The sequence below is a fragment of the Fundidesulfovibrio sp. genome, from assembly GCF_058402725.1.
The window spans coordinates 1-3,127 of sequence record NZ_JBZVFJ010000248.1; the positions used below are offsets into that span (position 1 = coordinate 1).

Sequence of the window (3,127 nt, forward strand, 5' to 3'; positions counted from 1 at the left end):
CGTGCGCTACCTGTCCGACCAGAGCTTCGCAGACAACCACGCCCGCGTGGAGGAGTTGATCCGCCGCGAATCGGCCAAGAACGCCTTCCTCTCGGCCGTGAGCAACGTGGGCGGCCTGGCCACGCTGCCTGTGGCCATCCCGCTGGGGGCCTACGCCTCCTTCGCCTACCAGGCCAGGCTGGCCGCCGCGGTGGCCCTGGTCTACGGGCACGACGTGCGCTCGGAGCGCGTGCGCCTGCTGGTGGGGCTTTCCATGGCCGGGCGTCGGGCCGTGGACATCCTCAAACAGTTGGGGGTGCGCTTCACCACCATGCTGCTGGAGCGGGCTGCGGCGCAGCTATCGGAAAAGGTGCTGGCCGAGGCGGCCTCGGGGGTGGGGATTCGCGTCCTGGCCCAGGGCGGGACGCGGCTGCCGGGGCTTCTGGTGAAGAGCGTGCCGGTGGCCAGCGCGGTGGTGTGCGGGGCCATCGACTGGCGCTATTGCCGCTCCGTGGGGCGCGTGGCCCGGGATATTTTCGCAAGGCAATGAAAAAGGCCCGGCGTGAACCGGGCCTTTGAAGGAAACCAGGCACCCAAAAGCAACCGTTACCGTTGCTCCCTCTCGGGCCTGGCGGGGTTGGCGGCGCTTCCGCCGCCTGGCTTCCTTGAAAAATGGCGGAGAGGGAGGGATTCGAACCCTCGGTACCGTTTCCGATACACACGATTTCCAATCGTGCCCCTTCGGCCAGCTCAGGCACCTCTCCGCGAGAAGGGAGCAATTATCCATTTCAGCCCGGCTTGGCAAGTAAAAAATGCACAGAGGAGAACGAAATGACCCAGCCGTCCGCCGCACAACGCCTGCCCGAGGCCCACAGGCTCTACCTCGAGCGCATCCGCGCCTTCGTCCCGGAGGAGCGTGTCGTGGTCAATCCGTTCTCCAACCTGGCCTACGGAGACGACGCCAGCTTCTACCGCCTAACGCCCAAGATCGTGGTGAAGGCGCGCTCGACGGATGAGGTTGCAGGGCTTCTGCGCGCCGCCAGCGCGTGCAAGGTTCCCGTGACCTTCCGCACGGCGGGCACCAGCCTTTCGGGCCAGGCGGTCACGGACTCGGTGCTCATCTACCTGGCCGGGGCCTGGAGGGGCCTGCACATCTGCGACGACGCCTCGCACATCCGGCTGGAGCCCGGGGTCATCGGGGCCGAGGCCAACCTGAAGCTGGCCCCTTTCAACAAGAAGATCGGCCCGGATCCGGCCTCCATCAACGCGGCCATGATCGGCGGCATCGCGGCCAACAACGCCTCGGGCATGTGCTGCGGCACCTCCGAGAACAGCTACAAGACCGTGGAGTCCATGAAGCTCCTCTTCGTGGACGGCTCCTTCCTGGATACGGCGGACAAGGCTTCGCGCAGCGCTTTTGCGGCCGCGCACCCGGCGCTCATCCAGGAATTGGTGGCCATCCGCGACGAGATCGCCGCCGACCCCGATCTGGCCGGACGCATCCGCCGCAAGTTCAAGATCAAGAACACCACAGGATACGGCATCAACTCCTTCGTGGACTTCACCGACCCCATCGACATCCTCCTGCATCTCATGGTGGGCTCGGAAGGCACCCTGGCCTTCATCGCCGAGGTGACCTACCGCACCGTGGAAGAGCATCCCCACAAGGCCTCGGCCATGGTCTATTGCGCCACCATGGCCGACGCCTGCAACGCCACCATCAGCCTCAAGAAAGGCCCTGTCTCGGCCGTGGAACTCATGGACCGCGCCTCCCTGCGCTCCGTGGAGGACAAGCCCGGCATGCCCGCCTTCCTCAAGGCCCTGCCCGAGGAGGCCGCCGCCATCCTGGTGGAGACGCGCGCGCCGGACAAGGCCGCGCTTCTGGCCCAGATCGAGGCCGTCCACGAACTTCTCGGCGTGGTGACGCCCCTGCATCCCGTGACCTTCATGGACAAGCCCGACGACTTCAACCGCCTCTGGAACATCCGCAAGGGCCTCTTCCCGGCCGTGGGCGCGGTGCGCGGGCCGGGAACCACGGTGGTCATCGAGGACGTGGTGTTCCCCATCGAGCAGCTGGCCGTGGGCGCGGTGGAACTCCAGGGGCTCATGCGTCGCCACGGGTTCCCCGAGGGCATCATTTTCGGCCACGCCCTTGAGGGCAACCTGCATTTCGTCTTCTGCCCCGATTTCGGTTCGCCCGTGATGGTCAAGGCCTACCAGGCCCTCATGGACGAGGTGGCCGTGATGGTGGTGAACCGCTACGACGGATCGCTCAAGGGCGAGCACGGCACAGGGCGCAACATGGCCCCCTTCGTGGAGATGGAGTGGGGCAGGCAGGCCTACGCGCTCATGGTGCGGCTCAAGAAGGCCTTCGACCCGGAGAATCTGCTGAACCCCGGGGTGATCATCAACGACAACCCCAGGGTCCACCTGGAGAACCTGAAGCCCATGCCCCCCGTGGACCCTCTCGTGGACCGCTGCATCGAATGCGGCTTCTGCGAGCCGGTGTGCCCCTCGCGCACACTCTCTTCCACGCCGCGCCAGCGCATCGCCCTGCAGCGCCACCTCTCCAGGCTGCGCCGCTCCCGGGACGAGGAGGGGGCCAAAAGCTTCGAGGCCCACTACGCCTGGTTCGGCGAGCAGACCTGCGCCGCCGACGGCCTGTGCGCAACGGTGTGCCCCGTGTCCATCGACACCGGCAAGTTCACCAAGGAGCTGCGCGGCAGGCAGGCGGGCCCCAGGGCCAGGAAGGCGGCCACCTGGCTCTCGGAGCGCTACGGCGCGGCGCTGCGCGCCGTGGGCCTGGGGCTTTCCGGGGCGCATCTGGCGCACCGGGTTCTGGGAGGCTGGCTCATGGAGCAGCTGGCCGTGTCCCTGCGCGAACTCTCCGGCGGGCGCATCCCCCTGTGGAACCGCTGGATGCCCCGGGGGCTCGCTCCGGCGGCGCGCGAGTCCGTCACGCGCGGCCGGGGCCGCCAGGTGGTCTACTTCCCCTGCTGCGTCACGAGGACCATGGGACCGGCCCTGAACGACACGGACCAGCGCGAACTCCATGAGGCCATGCTCTCGCTGCTCAAGAAGGGCGGCTACGACGTGGTCTACCCAGGGGGCCTGGACGACCTCTGCTGCGGGCTCACCTTCGAATCCA

The 3,127-nt window shown here is 67.4% G+C and carries 2 protein-coding genes, 1 tRNA gene and 1 other RNA gene; 2 read left to right on the plus strand and 2 right to left on the minus strand.

Features of this window, described 5'->3' with window-relative positions; all coding sequences use genetic code 11:
* A partial coding sequence (locus ACV4UX_RS18180) for a hypothetical protein (RefSeq protein ID WP_491594693.1) occupies positions 1 to 529 on the plus strand: 529 nt, incomplete at its 5' end.
* Positions 530 to 552: 23 nt separating this feature from the next.
* Here ACV4UX_RS18180 and ffs read toward each other — a convergent pair.
* Both ffs and ACV4UX_RS18190 read right to left on the minus strand, forming a co-directional pair.
* Positions 553 to 648, minus strand: an RNA gene (ffs, locus tag ACV4UX_RS18185) — signal recognition particle sRNA small type.
* 4 nt (positions 649 to 652) lie between these two features.
* Positions 653 to 743: transfer RNA gene (locus tag ACV4UX_RS18190), tRNA-Ser, on the minus strand.
* A 67-nt stretch (positions 744 to 810) separates the two neighbouring features.
* Between ACV4UX_RS18190 and ACV4UX_RS18195 the strand changes: the two genes are divergently transcribed.
* The coding region (locus ACV4UX_RS18195) for an FAD-binding and (Fe-S)-binding domain-containing protein (RefSeq protein WP_491594694.1) at positions 811 to 3,127 on the plus strand (2,317 nt) is incomplete at its 3' end.